The following is a 16,541-nucleotide window of genomic DNA, read 5'->3' as shown; positions in this document are numbered from 1 at the left end:
TTCAGGGTGCCGTAGCTGCAGGCGCAGCAACAGTTATCGGATCACAGTCGGTTCTGGCGAAAACTGCCGGGATGGCAGGCAATGCGTCGGATAAAGCGAATCAGCTTTCTCAGGTCTGGGATAAGACATTTCCACTGAGCAGCAAAGTTGATCACCAGAAGGTGTCTTACAGAAATCGTTACGGCATCGTTCTGTCAGCCGATCTTTATCAGCCTAAAGACCGTGGTTCCAGAAAGCTGCCCGCTTTGGTCGTCAGCGGGCCTTTTGGTGCGGTTAAGGAACAGAGTGCCGGTCTGTATGCTCAGCACTTTGCCGAAAAAGGTTTCGTGACGCTGGCTTTTGATCCCTCCTTTACAGGAGAAAGCGGCGGAGCCGTTCATAACACTGCTTCTCCTGACATTTTTACCGAAGATTTTAGCGCCGGCGTCGATTATATCGGTCTGCTGCCCTCTGTTGATCGCAATCGTATTGGCCTGATGGCTATCTGCGGTATGAGCGGTATGGCGCTTACGGCGGCCTCAAGCGACTCCCGCATCAAAGCCGTTGCTACGGCCTCCATGTATGACATGTCGCGCAGCATGAGTCGTGGCTATAAGGACAGTTATACGCTGGAACAGCGCCACAAGGTCATTGATTACCTCAGTCAGCAGCGCTGGATCGATGCTGAGAACGGTAATTTTGCGCCTGGCTATCATGAGGTGCCGTTCGATGCGGCTGGTAATATCGTGAAGGGCACGCGCGTTCTGCCTGAGACGCTGCCTGCCGATGCAGATCCGGTAACAAAAATTTTCTTCGACTATTACCGTACCAAACGCGGATTTCATCCTCGCTCGGTAAACTCAGCCGCCGCATGGAATGCAACCACACCTATGACGTTTTTCGCATTCCCTTTAATGGAGAATATTAAAATGATTTCTCCACGCCCGATTATGCTGGTTGCCGGAGACAAAGCGCATTCAAGATATTACTCTGAAGATGTCTATAAGGCAGCAGATAACCCGAAAGAGCTGGTTATTGTCCCGAATGCAGATCATGTAGATCTCTATGATCAGTTTGATAAAATTCCTTTCGATCGACTTGTTGATTTCTTCAACGTAAATCTCAAGTAATATCATCTGGCAGTCCTGGAGATTCAGGCTGCCAGATTTTTTGCACTGGACAGCCCGTCAATGAAAAAGCTTTTAAAAAGCCTTGCCGAAGTTAAGTCCGAAGAAATCGCTGCCGTAACATGGGCATTACTTTATATCGTTTCTCTTTTTTTATCTTATTATGTTTTACGGCCTATTCGGGATGAATCAGGCGTAGCGAATGGTATCGATAAACTGCCATGGCTTTTTACAGGCACACTTGTTGTCATGCTGATAGTAAGTCCGGCTTTTGCTTATCTGGTAAGAAAATTTCACAGAAATAAACTCATCATTCTGTCTTATCGGTTTCTGGCACTGAATCTGGTTATTTTTTCTGTGCTTTTTATCCTTGCAACGCCCCCGGTGAGTGTTTGGGTCAGCCGGGCATTTTTTATCTGGGTCTCTGTTTTTAACCTGTTCGCCATTTCAGTTTTCTGGTCTTTTGTTGTGGATATATTCAACGGTGATCAGGGGAAGCGGTTATTTGGGCTGTTGTCAGCCGGTGCGACTCTTGGAGGGCTACTGGGTGCCACTCTGACTTCAATTCTTGTTGAACACATCGGGCATGCGGGCTTATTAATTTTATCCGCAGTGTTTATTGAGCTTGCCGTCTTCTCCTCAAAAAAGCTGTCAGCAGAAAGTCATAATCTGCATCCTGTAGAAGATAAAAACAGGCAGGCAGCTGCTGGCGGAAGCATTTTCTCAGGTATGGTACATACTTTTCAGTCGCCTTATTTACTGGGACTGGCATTTTTTATTCTTCTCTATTCGCTTACTTCTACTTTTCTTTACTATCAGCAGGCCAGCATTGCTGAACACTATTTCACCAACAGGGCCGAAAGGACCGCTTTTTTTGCAAACATGGATATTATCGTAAACAGCTTGACGTTACTTATTCAGGTTTTTATCACCGGTCGCGTCATGCACAAATTTGGCGTCATGATTACCCTTTGCGCGTTGCCTTTGATCAGCATTCTTGGGTTCAGCATGCTGGCAGTCTATCCCGCCTTATCCGTTCTGGTCGCTGCTCAGGTTGCGCGGCGGGTCAGTAATTTTGCCTTTGCCAGGCCAACACGAGAAGTTCTGTTTACCTCCAGTTCTCGCGAGGACAGATACAAGGCGAAAAATTTTATCGACACGGTGATCTACCGCGGGGGAGATCAGGCTGCTGGCTGGGGATACGCTTCACTCACCGGACTGGGTCTAAGCATTTCGCAGCTCGCCGTGATTGCTATTCCCCTTTCACTGGTCTGGTTCTTTATAAGTGTCTGGCTTGGAAGAAGATTTAACAGCCTTACTTCAGAGGTATAATCAATGAATATCAAAACTTCAGCATGCGTATGTTTACTGGCAGCATCATTGTCCATACCCAGTCACGCGCAAAACACAGGCAGCAGCCCTGCATCACCTAACCAGCAAACGGGGCCGGATGCAGGCGGCATGAAGCATGTCATTATCATCGGTGCAAACGGGCGAACATCTGCCGAAATCATTCCAAGACTGCTGGAAATAAAAGATGTAAAGCTAAGGCTTTTTTTGCGTCAGGCGGAAAGGCTTGAAAAGCTGAAAAGTGACAGAGTTGAACTCTTCGAAGGGGATGCAACGCGCGCTGAGGATCTCAGACAGGCCATTCAGGGTCAGGATATCGTTATCAGCACCATGGGCGGGCTGGATCTGGATACCAAAACGGCCAATATTGTCAAAGCCATGGATGAAGTTAAATCCCACCGCCTCATTGTCATCAGCGCTGGAGGGATATGGAACGAACTGCCCGAGCCATTTAATACATGGGACAAAGCGATGGTGGGTTCCTACCGACCAGTGAATCTGAGAACAGCACAGGTTGTGGAGGACTCCGATCTTGATTACACCGTTCTTCGCCCAGTGTGGCTAAACGATAAGCCTGCGGAAAAATTTACACTGACTTTTAAAGGGGAAAAATACAAAGGCAGGCAGACATCCCGTGCCAGCGTAGCGCGTTTTATCGCTGATATTGTCAAAGATCCGGCCCGCTACTCTCGTCAGGATGTTGGGATCAGCCAGACAGGCTCTGATTAAGCTCCCTTAGGATCAGACTTCTGATCTGTTACAGATGATGGGTGGGCTTCAGCCATTAGCCGGATATGTACTCTTCCGGCTGAAAATTATTGTTAAGTCATCCGTTTGTGAGTGTAATTTCAACGTCTCGTTCAGAGTATCGATATGATCTCTTTGAAAGGAAGAATTCCGGAGCAGTTAATGAAAAGAAACCTTAATGACCTGTTGTCATTTGTTATCGTCGCGCGGGAGGGTAGCTTTACGCGGGCTGCAGCGCAGATGGGGGTAACGCAGCCCGCACTGAGCCAGGCGATTACCGGGCTTGAATCCCGGATGCAGATAAGGTTACTCACGCGCACTACCCGCAGCGTCTCGCTGACCGCAGCTGGTGAGCGGCTGCTCAAAGCCATTGGTCATCGATTCGATGAAATTGAAGCCGAGCTGGATTTACTGACCGAACTCAGAGATAAGCCCGCAGGCACTGTCCGTATTACCTGTGGTCCCCATGTGCTGCATACCCTTCTGCTGCCCAAACTCTCTCCGCTGCTGCATACCTATCCTGATTTAAAAATTGAGTTTGATGCCAATCACGGCTTTCGTAATATCGTAAACGATAAATACGATGCCGGCGTCAGACTGGGAGACACGATTGATAAAGACATGATAGCCATGCCGATTAGCCCTCCACTGCGTATGGCAGCAGTCGCATCGCCTGCTTATTTTTCAGAAATGGGGATCCCTGAATCGCCAAAAGAACTGGTCAGTCACCGCTGCATCAATATGCGAATGGCCACATCCGGGGGCATATACGTCTGGGAGTTTGAAAAAGAGCAAAAGGCGCTTAACGTCCGCGTTGATGGTCAGCTTATATTTAATACCTCGGCTCCTATGCTGGATGCCGCGCTCGCAGGCCATGGGATTGCCTTTCTTCCAGAAGAAGAGTTTGGAAACAGCATTGAGGAAGGAAAACTGGTACGCGTACTGGATGAATGGTGCCCGCCATTTCCGGGTTACTATCTGTACTATCCAAGCCGTAAACAACCCTCCCCTGTTTTCTCTCTGGTTGTCGAAGCGCTTCGCATGACATAATCAGTCAGGCCGTATCATTTCCAAAGCGCCTATGTAAACGCATATTTTATCATCTCTGCGACTTGGGAGGACTCTCCAGCAATATATCCTTCAGGGTATCGTGCTTGTCGGTGTGATCTTACGTATTTTTTACCCTCTCTTGAAAATAAACATTATCAGCTTCGCCGCAATATTGGCCATATATAATCTGACACTCCAGGTTATTACCTGTTATTATTTAAAAGAGGGTAGGGACGAACAAAACTCAATAAAATCACATTCATTTCTTTTATACGCGAGTTTCTTCCTCAGTTCCTGAAAGTGCGCGGCATGAATTACATAATAAAAAGCCTCTTTTTTTACTGTGTCAGTATTGCCCAAAAAATATCTAAATTGATTCTGTTTTTATTCGTGATGTGAGGAGTCCTGAAACAGAAATTATCCTGTTCGCAGAACATTCATTACTGACACCTCCGTCAGCCTGAGCATGCGTTCCACGTGAAAATGTCCGCTTCGGTTAAGCAGTGCGTCTCTTGCATCAATGAGCTGTGCAAGCCTGATGCTCATTACTGAAATCTCTTCATTCAGCGTCTGGAGTTCACGATATTGGCATGGCTGTAGTGTAAGCAGAAGAATTTCTGTTTTCCGTCATCATCGTTTCTCTGTTGATTTGATACCGACGATTATCTGCTGTACTGATCATTCTGTCGGTATCTCAGAAAAGAATCCACATCTCCTGAGAGATACCTGCTGGCAGTAGGTAACAGATCCTCGCCTGTACCTCCTCACGAAAAAAGCCCAGGACCAGATATTATATAAAAATAATAATCATACTTTATGCATATCAATCGGTTGTCGACCTAACTGTCTGTATTTACTATGTCTGTACCGGATAACGGGTAAGTGGAAAGCGGGCAAGCACGCGGTCCATCCCATCCTCCCTATCCCAGTAATGGTGAAATTATGGTTATTACAATGGTTTTGAAAGAAAGAGGTTTTAAGTGGCTAACAAGAAGAAAGAAAATGGAGATCCCATTGATGATCAGCTGAACCGGCTTGAAAAGCAGGGACGTATTCCTTTTATCATGCGCGCGGCAAAGACTCCTCAGCGCCGATGGCAGAAACGGACGTATCCGTCAGGCGTAAACTATGCTCGACCGGTAAAGCCTGAAGAGATGGGGCGCTACAATGACCCCACGGGCCGGACGGGGATCTGCTATACAGCAGATTTTGCCGTCGCTGCTATAGCGGAATCCCTGGGGCGAATTTACCAGCGTAAACCGGAAGCTTTTTTTCTGGGACTGGAAGATCTACAGACAGCGCATATTTACTCGCTTGAAACGACACGTGCTACGAAAATCATCGACATGGTCAGACTGCAGGCTTTGCTTCACCTGACGGCAAATCAGATTATGGGTGAGGATTACAGTATTACTCAGGCCATTACCAGCTGGGCAGTAAATACCCCCGGGCTGGATTATGACGGCATCGCCTACCTTTCACGTCATCTGGGGACGGGAACCTGTACCGCCTACTGGATACGCGACGGGAGATCTGACCCGCTTGCTGACGTCGTGAACAGCCCTGCAGATGAATATATCGATACGGCTGTAGAAAATTTTCCTCAGAACTGGACGGAAGATGACATCAGCGGCTTCGAGATCGTGACGGAAACGCTGAACTACCGTGTGAGTGGATAAACATGATGTTAAGCAAAAGCCCCGCAATGTGGGGCTTTTTATCAGTGCGCAACCTGATGGCCAAACAGCTTAGCCTGTCGACGGATCTCATCCATATGTTTGCCTGAACTGCCGTACTGCTTCAGGGCATCAATGACGCTAAGCGCCGGTTCGTTATCAAAAAAGTACATTGCAGTCAGAAATGACGTTTTGGTCACCGGGCTGATGTCGCCCAGCAGATCCAGAACTTCCTCAATACCATCTACCAGTTTGTTTCCGTCAAACTGGAACAGCGGAAACCTTGACTCTCCGCCGGTTTTTACCGCGAGCAGCCTGTTAGCCTTCAGCCGGTTATTGATGGTCTGCCTTTTTACGCCCAGAATCTCGGCTGCCCTGCTGGCCCGGCAGGTACCCCCCAGCGCGTTCAGGCGTTCAGCAAACCTGATCGCGCTATCGTTCAGGTGCGCTATTCTGCGCTTTTCACGCGGAGACATTTCAGAAACGCGATCGAGCTGGGTTTCAAACATCAGCCTGACCAGCTCACTGTCCGTCATGCTGAGCGCCCGGGACAGATTTTTGTTCTCCGTCAGGGACACGACCAGTTCTGCCGACAGCATGTTCATGCGTTCAATAATGGCAGCCTGTTCTGCAGAGAACGTGTTGTTCAGTTCATTACGGGTAGTTGTGTTCATGTGCATCTCCCTTTGACTATTAATTTATTATCTTTTAGGTAAAGTGTCAAATTCATGGTTATATAGCGCTCAGAAGATTCACAAGCACATTCTGCGCCGGTTAGAAGCAGAGCAGTTCTCGATTGCATGAGTTTTTTATGGGCCTGAGAAGTATTATCTAAAAAAATCATCCACAAAGGCCATGTATAGAGCTAGAAACGCGGCTCATATTCATCGATACCTCAGCCTATGAGAAGAAAAAGCTCCAGTTTGGGCTTTTTGCTTTAGCCAGGTTGGAAAGACTGGTTACTGAAGGAAAACCTCAACTTCTGATCACTGACGTCGTGCGATCTGAAATTGAGACCCATCTTAAAAAGTTTGCGCATGATGCTGTCACAGAGCATAGAAAATTCCGTACATCGGGCAGTTTTTTGTGCATAGCCGATGAGGTAACCGGCGGCGGTCTCTTTACAAACTTCACTGCTGAGGCCGTGTTCAGTGAAGCCATACGGAAATTCCGGGCTCTGGTAGATAACGGCTATACCAAAAACGTCTCGGTTGAGAGGGTGGATCCGCGGCAAGTGTTTGCCGCCTATTTTACCGGCGATCCCCCCTTCCACAGAGAATCGAAAAAATCAGAGTTTCCGGAAGCGTTTTCACTGGCTGCCATTGATGCTCTGGCAAGGGCACGAATACATAAGGTCTATGTGGTCAGTGGTGACGGAGACATGGCGGCAGTAGCGGATGCGAACGATAATTTCTTTTACCTGCATTTTCGACCTTGACCTGGACGAGACCCAGTATGTAGAAACTGAAGGAGGCGTTGATGATGTCCCTCAGGAACCCGATCCGTTCTGATGTGAACTCAACTCAACCCAGTCCACATTGAGGTTGCGCAACATTTCTATAATTTTCGGTATGCCCGGCGGGTTAGACAGTACCGGGCATCCATGCCTGCTCAGTTGTCAGAATGATGCTGACGCATCACAGCATTCCATACTTCTGTTCGCGCGCCTCAAATGCGTGACGCCCGCCTTCCAGAACGTCACAGATAGCCTTGCGCATGCTGTTGTCCTGCCCGTGCTCGGCGTATTCCAGTGCACCGCTGCGGTAGCTGAACACCTCATCCTCATTGCTGGCCACGATCACCTGCTCTGCGTCACAGTTTACCACCAGGTTAGCGGCTTATATGCCTCTTGAGACCTTCGGGCAACAGATGCGCGATCGAATTAAGAAGGAGATCGGGCTGACTATTGGCGTGGGTTTCGGCCCTTCCAAAACGCTGGCCAAGCTGGCCAACAGTGCTGCCAAAAAATGGACCCGCACAAATGACATCGTGGATCTATCCAGCCAGGAATGTCAGCGAAAGCTGCTGGCGCTGGTAAGCGTGGATGATGTTTTAGGGATAGTTGGCAGGCTTAGTAAACGGCTACATACAATGGGCATCAGCACGTCTCTGTAGCTTGATGACAATAATATCAGCATATTACGCTAAGGTTTTGACGTGATCGTGAAGCGAACGGTTCGCGAACTCAATGGCGAATCCTGTATGGCGCTGGAAGACGCGCCGCCTCCAAAGCAGCAGATTGTGGTGAGCCGGAGCTTCGGCTAGCGCGTTACCAGCATTGAAGAGTTACAGCAGGCTGTTGTCACGTATGCAACGCGGGCAAGTGAAAAACTTGAATAAACCGGGTTTCGTAGACACTTTTTTGCCTCATAATGGAGGCCTGATAAGAGTGTTTATGTCTGTCAAAACGTTCACTAAAGAATTCAAAATCGAAGCATTACCTGTGGCTAAAGCGGCCTAAATCTTTGCGTGCCAGGCAGGATGAATGCCAGCCAGGCCTGATCAAACAACTGTAGCTTGAAAGCGGTACGGTTTACGGTTATCGAAAAATTTGGCTCGATATGAAAGAGCTGAGTGAACGAGCCTGGCGTAACAGGATCGCGCGCACGTATATCTGCTTCAGGAACAACTCCGCAATATTCAGTGAAAGCCTGAGCAGCCCTTGGCGGGCCTGTACGATTCATGGGCGGAACGGTTATACAATTCCCGTAAGCTGTGAAGCATACTCTTACTCTCCCCGCCGATTTTGCCTGCCGCAAAGAAATTCTCAATTTTGGCATGGGGGTTTCTTCCTTCACTTCTTCCTCACTACAGAGCGTTTCGATCAGCCCGCGAAGCCGATGCCAGCAATGATGTGACGCGAGCTCTTGGGGCAAGCTGAGCCCACGAGTACAGAATCATTACATCGCTTTCCAGGTCAGCATCAGGCTTCACTGGCCTGAATCTTAAACATGTGTCACAGCATGCGTGCTCGTCAAAGATGTGCCACAGCATGCAGACAGGATCAAAACGTGTGTCGGAACATGCTGTCTGATCCAAAACATGTGTCATAGCATGCTAAAAAAGATCCCCTGCATGCTGTGACACATGTTATGCATGTTGCGACCCATGCTTTTGGGCACCCGCTCTACACCGCGCATGCTGTGACCCATATTTTCCCCGACGCAACTCCGCTACGCATGCTGTAACCCATGCGCAGCCAGTTGTAATCCACGCTTTGCATGCTGTGACACATAGTTTGCATGTTACGACACATCATTCTCGTATAACTCTTTGAGTTTCTTATTTCTTTTGTTGATGAACAGGAAGGATTCCCTGCCCTTCTTAATGATGCTGTACTCGATATAGCCGATCTTTTCCATGGCCATCAATGCATTCTTTATCAGACGGTTCTGCTCAGGAACTGGCGACGTCAGCAGCAGACGTTCACGAATACGTGAGAAGGAAATGGGGGCAGGATTATCAGGCAGGCTTGCAATATAGGTATAAAGGGTCTGTGCAACTTCTTTACCCTTCAGATAGTTATACGGTCTTTTGCGCAGCAGGATCGTATAGTCGATCTCATAAAGCTCCCAGAGACGCTCGTCTGCCTCAAGAGTCACCGTGTCCTTGTCCCGATCGAGCAGCGCGGTTTTGAGCAGCTGTGTGAAGAACATTTTGCCGTTACCGTCTTTACGCTTGAACTGTACGACCTTGGTTCCGAGCTTGGCCAAGGAATCGAAGATCTGATCGCGCAGGCGGTGGTTGATTTGGCGGGAGTCATACTGGCAAAGCTGGGCAAACTCTTTGAACGGCAGCGTGATATTATTGCTGTCGCGCCCGTACTTGCTGAAGGCACCTATAACGCCCATCCAGACGCTAAAATCTGACGTAATATTAAGGCGTTCGCCGCGTATCTGGATATCGTTATAGCCTTCCTTTCGGGCGAATTCAAGCGATGAAAAAGGCTCGGAAACGTCAATAATGTGCTCCGATCCTTTTTTCAGGGCACGGGAGTTAGGGACGAATACCCCCAGCCTCAGCAGGATTGCAGGCTGTACCGAAGAGGTACTGGTGACTGTGAGTACTTTCTGCTCATCTTCCGCTGAAGCCAGTAAAGAATCATGGAAAAAGTTTTTTTCAGCCAATCAGTTACCCTCTTTGTACACAGCGTCCGCGTTATGGTGCATAACATTCGTATTTTACATGATGCGACACATGTTACTGCATGTTATGACACATGTTGATCATGGTGTCACACATGTTTTGCATATCATGACACATGTTTTGCATGCTGTGACACATGCAATTCCTCTGAAAGCTGCGCCAGCACTGGGTTGCGGGCCACGGGGATCTGTTTGGATCTAAATGGGATCTGATTAGGATAATTATTTGGATCTGGGCTGTGGATATGTGGAAAACCGATCCTAAGCACGTTCTGCTGAGCCTGACGGGATTATCCACGCCACGCCTGGCGTGTTCGGTGCTCACTTTGCTGCGCTTCGCCTCATTCCAGACACGTCAGCGGAGCAGTTAAACAGACTGCCCGGGATTGGGATCCTTAACCAATCGCATACAGTGCTCGCTGATGCTCATCACAGACCTGAGTCTGGATCGGATTTACCAGAAGATCGTCTCGCAGGGAATGGCGGGATCTTCTCTGCCGCTCTGGGCTGGAATGCATCCCAGCTCCACCAGAACCCCCCGCCGTATTCTTCCTGATAATGCGCCACCTTCAACACCTTACAGGCCAGATATTCCGGCGTTGTCATCCCGAATACCTCCAGCGGGACCGCTGCCTGTCCGGTAACGTCCCTGGGCAGAAAGTCAGGAAACACCTCTGCTTCACTGTCGTAACACCGCGGCTTGGTGAACCGGCGGCGTTCACGCCAGAACTTGTCTTCAATGATCCGCTCCCAAACCGAATCCACCAGAATTAATCGCAGGCTTACGGTCATCAGCACCACGTCTATTGCCTCACAGCTGCTGGAGGATACCGGATTGCCGTTGCGCTGCCGGAACGTATTTTCTGGCGGATCGGTTTCATCCTCTGCTCACGCCACCAGTCGGCCAACTCAGGCGCAAAGCTGCGTCTGAGACGCGCCAGCAGGTCCGCCAGCACCACCACCTCGGGAAATCCGGTTTATACGGCTACAGGAAGCGCTGTGACGAGCTCAGCCTCAGTTTCTGTGCTCCAGTCAGCCAGACAGTTTAAAAGTATCAGGCGCTTACCTACAGCTTCTGCTGCGTCCGTCGTAGCCCAGTTACGCCCCGGGTGTGCCAGCCCGGGCCATGATCACCAGCACGTCGCTGAGCCGTATGCAACCCACGCGGCTCTTCTCCGCAACCTGACGCAGGCGCCATGCGCACCACGACTGATCCCGGCCGCTGCGGTCGAAATTAGGGTGTCAGTGATTGATTTCCGCCTGCTCCCCATGAAGTGAAGCAGCCGCATCGCGGGCTGCCTCCATTTGCCCCCAGCTCGCCGCGCTACCAGGACTCGGGGTTCTGCGCTCGCCTTCATCCTCGCTGCTACACTGGCATTGAATGAGCAACGTGCTTTTGTTATCACGCGCGTGGCGGATATAGCATCTGAACGTCACCGCGTTATCCTGCTGAAACGCTGCGTCACACTCCACACTGCCAACCTGCCCGGTGAAGGGTGCAGGATATGTCTGTTTCGCTGCTATCGTTCCCTTCCTTTCAAATGATGCTGTCACCCCGATGCGATACCTACCGTTTTACCCCGTCTGCTACGGCGTCACAACGCACAGTTGAGCCTTCGACAGGCTCATCGTCCAGAGTGATGCTAAAAGTGAGCACTCCCTTACCCTGAAAGGCTGACAGTGACTGCATATAGTTCATTATGCAACACGGATCCTGCCATTACGCTGTGCAGCCAGAATGACATTTACGGGATCCGCCAGAAAAGGCAGCCCGCCACAATACCACCTGAAATCAGAGGAAATTTAAGTGTGAGGTTGTCACAATTTAGGTGATGCGGGCGGGCTGCCGGACACATGCGCGCCCGGCACTATGATCAGACGGGGTTACTGCGTCACCTGCTCCGCGCGTTCTGGTGAATTCTGCAGGGGAATGATGCTGTTCGTGGGGTATTTTTCACGTAGCGTTGTCTGAACATTTATGCAGCTATTTTCCTGCAGCGGGACGGCAGGAGCCAGATCAATAAATCGCACACAATCGATCCTGAGTTTCGTTTCACCGGCAGGCCGCGTGGCGCAAGGCCTCAGCCCCCGATCCATGCGTTTGGTATAAATAATGGGGCATGCCAAATGCGAGCGTTAAGTTACACACATAGAAAGATGTCATTATTTCGACGCTTTTTTGGGCTGCGTAATTTGTACTTAACTTTGCAATAATTAACGCTATTTGCAATATTGGTGTTGCTTTGCATCAAATATCAAGATTTAATGCGTGGGCGCAAAGTTCATAAAGGAGAAGGTTTGTGGGATTGATGAGTACGCTTGATCAGTGTATCGCCGCTGGACATGAGATGACCAAAGCTATTGCGGTGGCTCAGTTTAATGACGACAGCCCGGAGGCGCGAAAAATTACCCGCAGATGGCGGGTTGGCGAGGCTGCCGACCTTATAGGCGTTACGCCGCAGGCTATTCGGGATGCTGAAAAGGCCGGACGACTACCCTACCCCGATTTAGAGATGCGCGGTCGTGTCGAGCAGCGCGTTGGCTATACCATTGAACAGATTAATCACATGAGGGATGTTTTTGGGACTCGCCTGCGCAGGCCCGATGAAAGTATCCCTCCAGTGATTGGCGTGGCAGCGCACAAAGGCGGCGTCTATAAAACGTCTGTTTCGGTACACCTGGCGCAGGATCTCGCGCTTAAAGGCCTGAGGGTGCTGTTGGTTGAAGGAAACGATCCGCAGGGTACGGCTTCTATGTATCACGGGTGGGTACCCGACCTGCATATTCATGCTGATGATACGCTGTTGCCCTTCTACCTGGGGGAACGTGATGACGCGTTCTACGCCATCAGACCAACCTGCTGGCCCGGCCTCGATATCATACCTTCCTGCCTGGCCCTGCATCGTATTGAAACCGAACTTATGGGACGCTATGACGAGGGCAAGCTGCCAACAGAGCCTCATATGATGCTCAGGCTTGCCATTGAATCCGTAGCACAGGATTACGACGTAGTTGTCATCGATAGTGCTCCAAATTTGGGTATCGGAACTATTAACGTTGTTTGTGCTGCGGACGTGTTAATCGTACCAACGCCAGCTGAACTCTTTGACTATACCTCTGCCCTACAGTTCTTTGACATGCTCCGTGACCTCCTTAAGAACGTCGATCTTCAGGGTTTTGAGCCGGATGTTAGGATTCTGCTCACCAAGTACAGCAATAATAACGGCTCGCAGTCTCCCTGGATGGAGGAGCAGATCCGTGATGCATGGGGCGGTATGGTTCTCAAAAATGTAGTTCGCGAAACGGATGAAGTGGGTAAAGGCCAGATAAGGATGCGAACAGTATTTGAGCAGGCTATCGACCAACGCTCATCAACGGGTGCATGGCGTAATGCGCTTGCCATATGGGAACCCGTCTGCAACGAAATTTTTGACCGCCTGATCAAGCCTCGCTGGGAGATCCGATAATGAAACGAGCCCCGATTATTTCGAAATTCTCGAACTCTTCTTCTGCCTCCACTCCTTCTGCCGCGCCTGCCGCGCCTATGGTGGATTCTTTAATTGCGCGTGTAGGTACCCTGGCTAAAGGGAACACAATCGTTATACCGGTGTGCGGCCGAGAGGTGAAATTTATTCTTGAAACCGTGCCTTCGGAGCGAGTAGAAAAAACTACCCGCGTCTGGACAGGCAATGAGCGCGTTCAGGAGTTTCTGACAGAAGATGCCTTAGATGATTTGATTCCCTCTTTTCTTCTGAATGGACAGCAGAACCCTGCCTTTGGCCGGAAGGTAGAGGATAATATAGAGATCGCTGATGGCAGCCGCCGTCGCATGGCGGCTATCTTTACTTCATCTGATTATCGCGTACTGGTAGGCGAACTCGACGATGAACAAATGGATGCGTTGTGTAAGCTCGGTAATGATTACCGGCCTACCAGTGCTTACGAACGTGGCAAACGCTATGCGCTGAGACTCAAAAATGAGTTCGCTAATAATATTTCTGCCTTGTCAGACGCGGAAGGGATATCGCGTAAAGTCATTATGCGCTGCGTCAATACATCCATGCTTCCTCACGACGTTATTTCGCTCTTTTCACATCCGGGTGAACTCTCGGCCAGAGCGGGCGAGCAGCTTTATAAAGCTTTTGCGGGTAAAGAACATCTGCTGGCTGAAAAAATATTGTTTCTCGCCGCAAAGCGGAAAAACGGCCTGTTATATGAACCGGAAGAGATCATTCAGGAGCTGAATGCTGCGTTAGCTAAATCAAAAACTCTTAGCAGAGAAACTACCCTGAAAAAGGATTTCGGACCGGGCGCAACCGCGCAATATAAGGGAAATAAAGTTGTGTTCAGTCTGGACAGAACCAAAGTTCAAGAGTCTCTTATCGAGCAGTTTGAAGAACTTCTGGCTAAGCATCAAGCTTAGCTTTTATAACTGGGACCGTGGTCCCAGCTTGATCGATACCACCGCTCTATTCATCGAGACCGCGGTCCCAGCTCCTTAGTAAAATTCACTTTTTCGTTTATCACGAAACTTTTGGTTCTAATTCTTAGCTGGGACCATGGTCCCAACCCAGCTATACACCTTTTTTATTAACACGAAGCTTGGTGTTCAAGCTCTCAGTTGGGACCATGGTCCCATCCTCTTCAGTACCACGAGTATCACGTTGTGGGCATGAGTTTAAAGGTCCCGGCTAACAGCAAACTAATTGTTTTGTTGATGATGTAACCTTTAATGAGGGTCTCCTTTTGGTAAGGTGTTGCTGACATGCGCAGTGAAAAATATATCTGGCAGAGCTGAGTTTGTAGAGCTCTCCAATAACATGCTACGCGTTTCATGGCCTTCCGTGGCCTATGCATGGAATGTACTGCACTGACCTTCCTAAAATATTCGTTTAGAATTTTATAAGACTTTTTTTGGTAACGAGATTAAAACAAACGAGTGCCTAGCAGACTTCCGTAACTGGAATTTCTTTCCAATACGTCATCCATGCCTTGCTGAGCATTTCCCGCTTCATTCTCCAGTGAGGCTAGATTTCTCTTCCGGCGAACCCAATTTTATATCTCCCTGAACAGTTCAATGAACAAATGTCACTACAACGGATATGTAGATAAACATTGGTTTAGTTATGCCTGAAGTAATGCCGTCCTCAGAACTCTGCATATCAACCATGGGCAATACTCTTCAGATCATGATGACCTCCTCTGGCTCCCCTGAACGGGTCGTAAGCCCACTCAGCTAACCGGCAGATCCGGTTAGCTCATACGGACTGCACGGCGCGTTTCGGGCCTGTCGGCTGGGGTCTGAAAGCAAAGCGTGATGGCGCTCGTCTGAAAAGGCCGCAGCAGGATTTTTAAGCGAGGCCCAGTGTGTATGATTACTGTGTGATTTCAGGGAGCTTTCGCATAAGGACGATGTTTGAAATTCATTCACCTCCGCAGTGATCCCGTTATACCCGTCCTTTGCCGGCACCCATGCTGGCGTTAAAACCGCCTGACGGCCGTGCAACGGCCTAACAGCCTAAATACAACGGCAGGGCCACAGACGGACCTGCAGCCAGCCTGTGGGCTAGAGTGAACCGCGACGGCCTGAATACGCCGTCGTTCTGAGGCGCAACGCCGTTTCGCTGCCGCTAAGCCGCCGTTGCGAGTGCATCGTGCTGTGATTTTCCGCCGGGCTTCACCGGTTTAAGTCCTCTCGCCGGGACTGTGTGGTGCCGTGCTGAATGTCTTACCGCTCAGCAAAGCCTGGCTCACCGGCTACGAGTGCCGAGGAGAGTAGGGCGGGTGTTCCCGGTTCACCTGCGCCTGACACACCGCAAAAACCGCCACGTCACGCTCGATATCCTGAGCCCGGGCAGCGAATCACCGTTCTGGTACGGCTTATCTGGATAAATCCCAATCACCCCGGCCTGTACGTTCTGAATACCGAACAGTTTGAGCCGGAGGCCATTGGCCGACTGCTGACGCGCGTTGAGGAAATGGTCTCTACAGGCATTACGCCGGCGGAAATTGTGGCCATCCTGGGCAGAAAGGGAGGGCGCACATGAACGCGGGACTAATAATTTCAGACATGGCGCCACGGGTTTACCTGCAGCCGCAGAACCTTTCCGGATTAGCTGACGTAACCCGCTGTCCTGCACGCACCGCGGTGGCGAAGGCGGCAGCCGGGAAAGCTGTCGCCACGGAAATCAGAAACCCCGTTCCGGTGCTCTCGGCGTTACGGCAGACTGATATCTTCCTTGAGGCCGGGACTGTATTGCAGGCGCGTTCTGAGGTGGTCATGCAGCGCCAGGCAGAAGCGCAGGACGTGCTTATCTACGCGGCAGAGGTGGCGCTGGTCAGCCAGGCTGTCCGCCCGTACTGGCGATGATACTCTTGCTGGCGCAGCCGGAGCGTACGGGTTAACGATTTACTGGATATGACATGGGCTTGGCGCCAGCGCACCCGAACTGGCTGAAGGCGTTTTA

General features: G+C 50.0%; 13 protein-coding genes and 5 pseudogenes. 12 read left to right on the top strand and 6 right to left on the bottom strand.

The genetic code is table 11. The features are described from left to right. Positions 1–71 precede the first annotated feature (71 nt). The 5 genes from ABU178_RS19275 (at position 72) to ABU178_RS19255 (ending at position 5,932) form a co-directional block, all read left to right on the top strand. Positions 72–1,109, top strand: a complete 1,038-nt coding sequence (locus ABU178_RS19275; protein ID WP_397218187.1) for an alpha/beta hydrolase — start codon at positions 72–74, stop codon at positions 1,107–1,109. 60 nt (positions 1,110–1,169) lie between these two features. After that, entirely contained in the window at positions 1,170–2,438 is a 1,269-nt protein-coding gene (locus ABU178_RS19270; RefSeq protein ID WP_397217951.1) for an NTP/NDP exchange transporter, read from the top strand. Between the two features lie 3 nt (positions 2,439–2,441). Beyond that, complete coding sequence (locus ABU178_RS19265; RefSeq protein ID WP_397217949.1) at positions 2,442–3,185, top strand: NAD(P)H-binding protein; 744 nt, start codon at positions 2,442–2,444, stop codon at positions 3,183–3,185. A 180-nt stretch (positions 3,186–3,365) separates the two neighbouring features. After that, a complete protein-coding gene (locus ABU178_RS19260; protein WP_397217947.1) occupies positions 3,366–4,253 on the top strand; it encodes a LysR family transcriptional regulator in 888 nt (295 codons plus the stop codon). Between the two features lie 980 nt (positions 4,254–5,233). Next, a complete protein-coding gene (locus tag ABU178_RS19255; RefSeq protein WP_397217945.1) occupies positions 5,234–5,932 on the top strand; it encodes an RES family NAD+ phosphorylase in 699 nt (232 codons plus the stop codon). 41 nt (positions 5,933–5,973) lie between these two features. Here ABU178_RS19255 and ABU178_RS19250 read toward each other — a convergent pair whose 3' ends face one another. Further along, a complete protein-coding gene (locus ABU178_RS19250; protein WP_397217943.1) occupies positions 5,974–6,603 on the bottom strand; it encodes a DNA-binding protein in 630 nt (209 codons plus the stop codon). A gap of 185 nt (positions 6,604–6,788) precedes the next feature. Between ABU178_RS19250 and ABU178_RS19245 the strand changes: the two genes are divergently transcribed. Further along, positions 6,789–7,367, top strand: a complete 579-nt coding sequence (locus tag ABU178_RS19245; RefSeq protein WP_397218184.1) for a PIN domain-containing protein — start codon at positions 6,789–6,791, stop codon at positions 7,365–7,367. Positions 7,368–7,566: 199 nt separating this feature from the next. On the opposite strand, the pseudogene ABU178_RS19240 reads toward ABU178_RS19245, so the two are convergent. Next, positions 7,567–7,764 (bottom strand): annotated as a pseudogene (locus tag ABU178_RS19240) (hypothetical protein); the annotation flags it as partial. A gap of 7 nt (positions 7,765–7,771) precedes the next feature. Between ABU178_RS19240 and ABU178_RS19235 the strand changes: the two are divergent. Both ABU178_RS19235 and ABU178_RS19230 read left to right on the top strand, forming a co-directional pair. Then, entirely contained in the window at positions 7,772–8,044 is a 273-nt protein-coding gene (locus ABU178_RS19235; RefSeq protein ID WP_397217941.1) for a Y-family DNA polymerase, read from the top strand. Positions 8,045–8,358: 314 nt separating this feature from the next. Then, positions 8,359–8,535 (top strand): annotated as a pseudogene (locus ABU178_RS19230) (IS3 family transposase); the annotation flags it as partial. Positions 8,536–8,569: 34 nt separating this feature from the next. Here ABU178_RS19230 and ABU178_RS19225 read toward each other — a convergent pair. The 3 genes and pseudogenes from ABU178_RS19225 to ABU178_RS19215 form a co-directional block, all read right to left on the bottom strand. Next, positions 8,570–8,710: pseudogene (locus ABU178_RS19225) on the bottom strand (DUF4145 domain-containing protein); the annotation flags it as partial. Positions 8,711–9,174: 464 nt separating this feature from the next. Then, positions 9,175–10,056: a RepB family plasmid replication initiator protein gene (locus ABU178_RS19220; RefSeq protein WP_397217938.1), complete on the bottom strand. Its 882-nt coding sequence runs from the start codon at positions 10,054–10,056 to the stop codon at positions 9,175–9,177. Positions 10,057–10,503: 447 nt separating this feature from the next. Next, complete coding sequence (locus ABU178_RS19215) at positions 10,504–10,875, bottom strand: hypothetical protein (RefSeq protein ID WP_397217936.1); 372 nt, start codon at positions 10,873–10,875, stop codon at positions 10,504–10,506. 1,499 nt (positions 10,876–12,374) lie between these two features. On the opposite strand from ABU178_RS19215, the gene sopA reads away from it, so the two are divergent. Both sopA and ABU178_RS19205 read left to right on the top strand, forming a co-directional pair. Then, positions 12,375–13,541 carry a plasmid-partitioning protein SopA gene (gene sopA, locus ABU178_RS19210; RefSeq protein WP_397217934.1) on the top strand — a complete coding sequence of 389 codons (1,167 nt, stop codon included), beginning with the start codon at positions 12,375–12,377 and terminating at the stop codon, positions 13,539–13,541. Then, positions 13,541–14,497: a ParB/RepB/Spo0J family plasmid partition protein gene (locus ABU178_RS19205; RefSeq protein WP_397217932.1), complete on the top strand. Its 957-nt coding sequence runs from the start codon at positions 13,541–13,543 to the stop codon at positions 14,495–14,497. Before sopA ends, ABU178_RS19205 begins: the two co-directional genes overlap by 1 nt. Positions 14,498–15,017: 520 nt before the next feature. On the opposite strand, the pseudogene ABU178_RS19200 reads toward ABU178_RS19205, so the two are convergent. Continuing rightward, positions 15,018–15,092: pseudogene (locus ABU178_RS19200) on the bottom strand (DUF4113 domain-containing protein); the annotation flags it as partial. A gap of 688 nt (positions 15,093–15,780) precedes the next feature. Between ABU178_RS19200 and ABU178_RS19195 the strand changes: the two are divergent. Both ABU178_RS19195 and ABU178_RS19190 read left to right on the top strand, forming a co-directional pair. Further along, a pseudogene (locus ABU178_RS19195) lies at positions 15,781–16,121 on the top strand (conjugation system SOS inhibitor PsiB family protein). Beyond that, positions 16,118–16,444 (top strand): hypothetical protein, encoded by a 327-nt coding sequence (locus ABU178_RS19190; protein ID WP_397217930.1) that lies wholly within the window; start codon positions 16,118–16,120, stop codon positions 16,442–16,444. Before ABU178_RS19195 ends, ABU178_RS19190 begins: the two are co-directional and overlap by 4 nt. The last annotated feature ends 97 nt before the right edge of the window (positions 16,445–16,541 follow it).

Origin of the sequence: Pantoea osteomyelitidis (assembly GCF_044342975.1) — a bacterium.
Lineage (GTDB): Bacteria > Pseudomonadota > Gammaproteobacteria > Enterobacterales > Enterobacteriaceae > Pantoea > Pantoea osteomyelitidis.
Note: the sequence above shows the minus strand (reverse complement) of the source record. Positions and strands in the feature narration are given on the sequence as shown.

Excerpts from the sequence above, each read along its gene's own strand:
- ABU178_RS19275 (WP_397218187.1), top strand. The coding sequence starts at position 72 with ATGGCAGGCAATGCGTCGGATAAAGCGAATCAGCTTTCTCAGGTCTGG.
- ABU178_RS19270 (WP_397217951.1), top strand. The coding sequence starts at position 1,170 with ATGAAAAAGCTTTTAAAAAGCCTTGCCGAAGTTAAGTCCGAAGAAATC.
- ABU178_RS19265 (WP_397217949.1), top strand. The coding sequence starts at position 2,442 with ATGAATATCAAAACTTCAGCATGCGTATGTTTACTGGCAGCATCATTG.
- ABU178_RS19260 (WP_397217947.1), top strand. The coding sequence starts at position 3,366 with ATGAAAAGAAACCTTAATGACCTGTTGTCATTTGTTATCGTCGCGCGG.
- ABU178_RS19250 (WP_397217943.1), bottom strand. The coding sequence starts at position 6,603 with ATGAACACAACTACCCGTAATGAACTGAACAACACGTTCTCTGCAGAA.
- ABU178_RS19235 (WP_397217941.1), top strand. The coding sequence starts at position 7,772 with ATGCCTCTTGAGACCTTCGGGCAACAGATGCGCGATCGAATTAAGAAG.
- ABU178_RS19205 (WP_397217932.1), top strand. The coding sequence starts at position 13,541 with ATGAAACGAGCCCCGATTATTTCGAAATTCTCGAACTCTTCTTCTGCC.
- ABU178_RS19190 (WP_397217930.1), top strand. The coding sequence starts at position 16,118 with ATGAACGCGGGACTAATAATTTCAGACATGGCGCCACGGGTTTACCTG.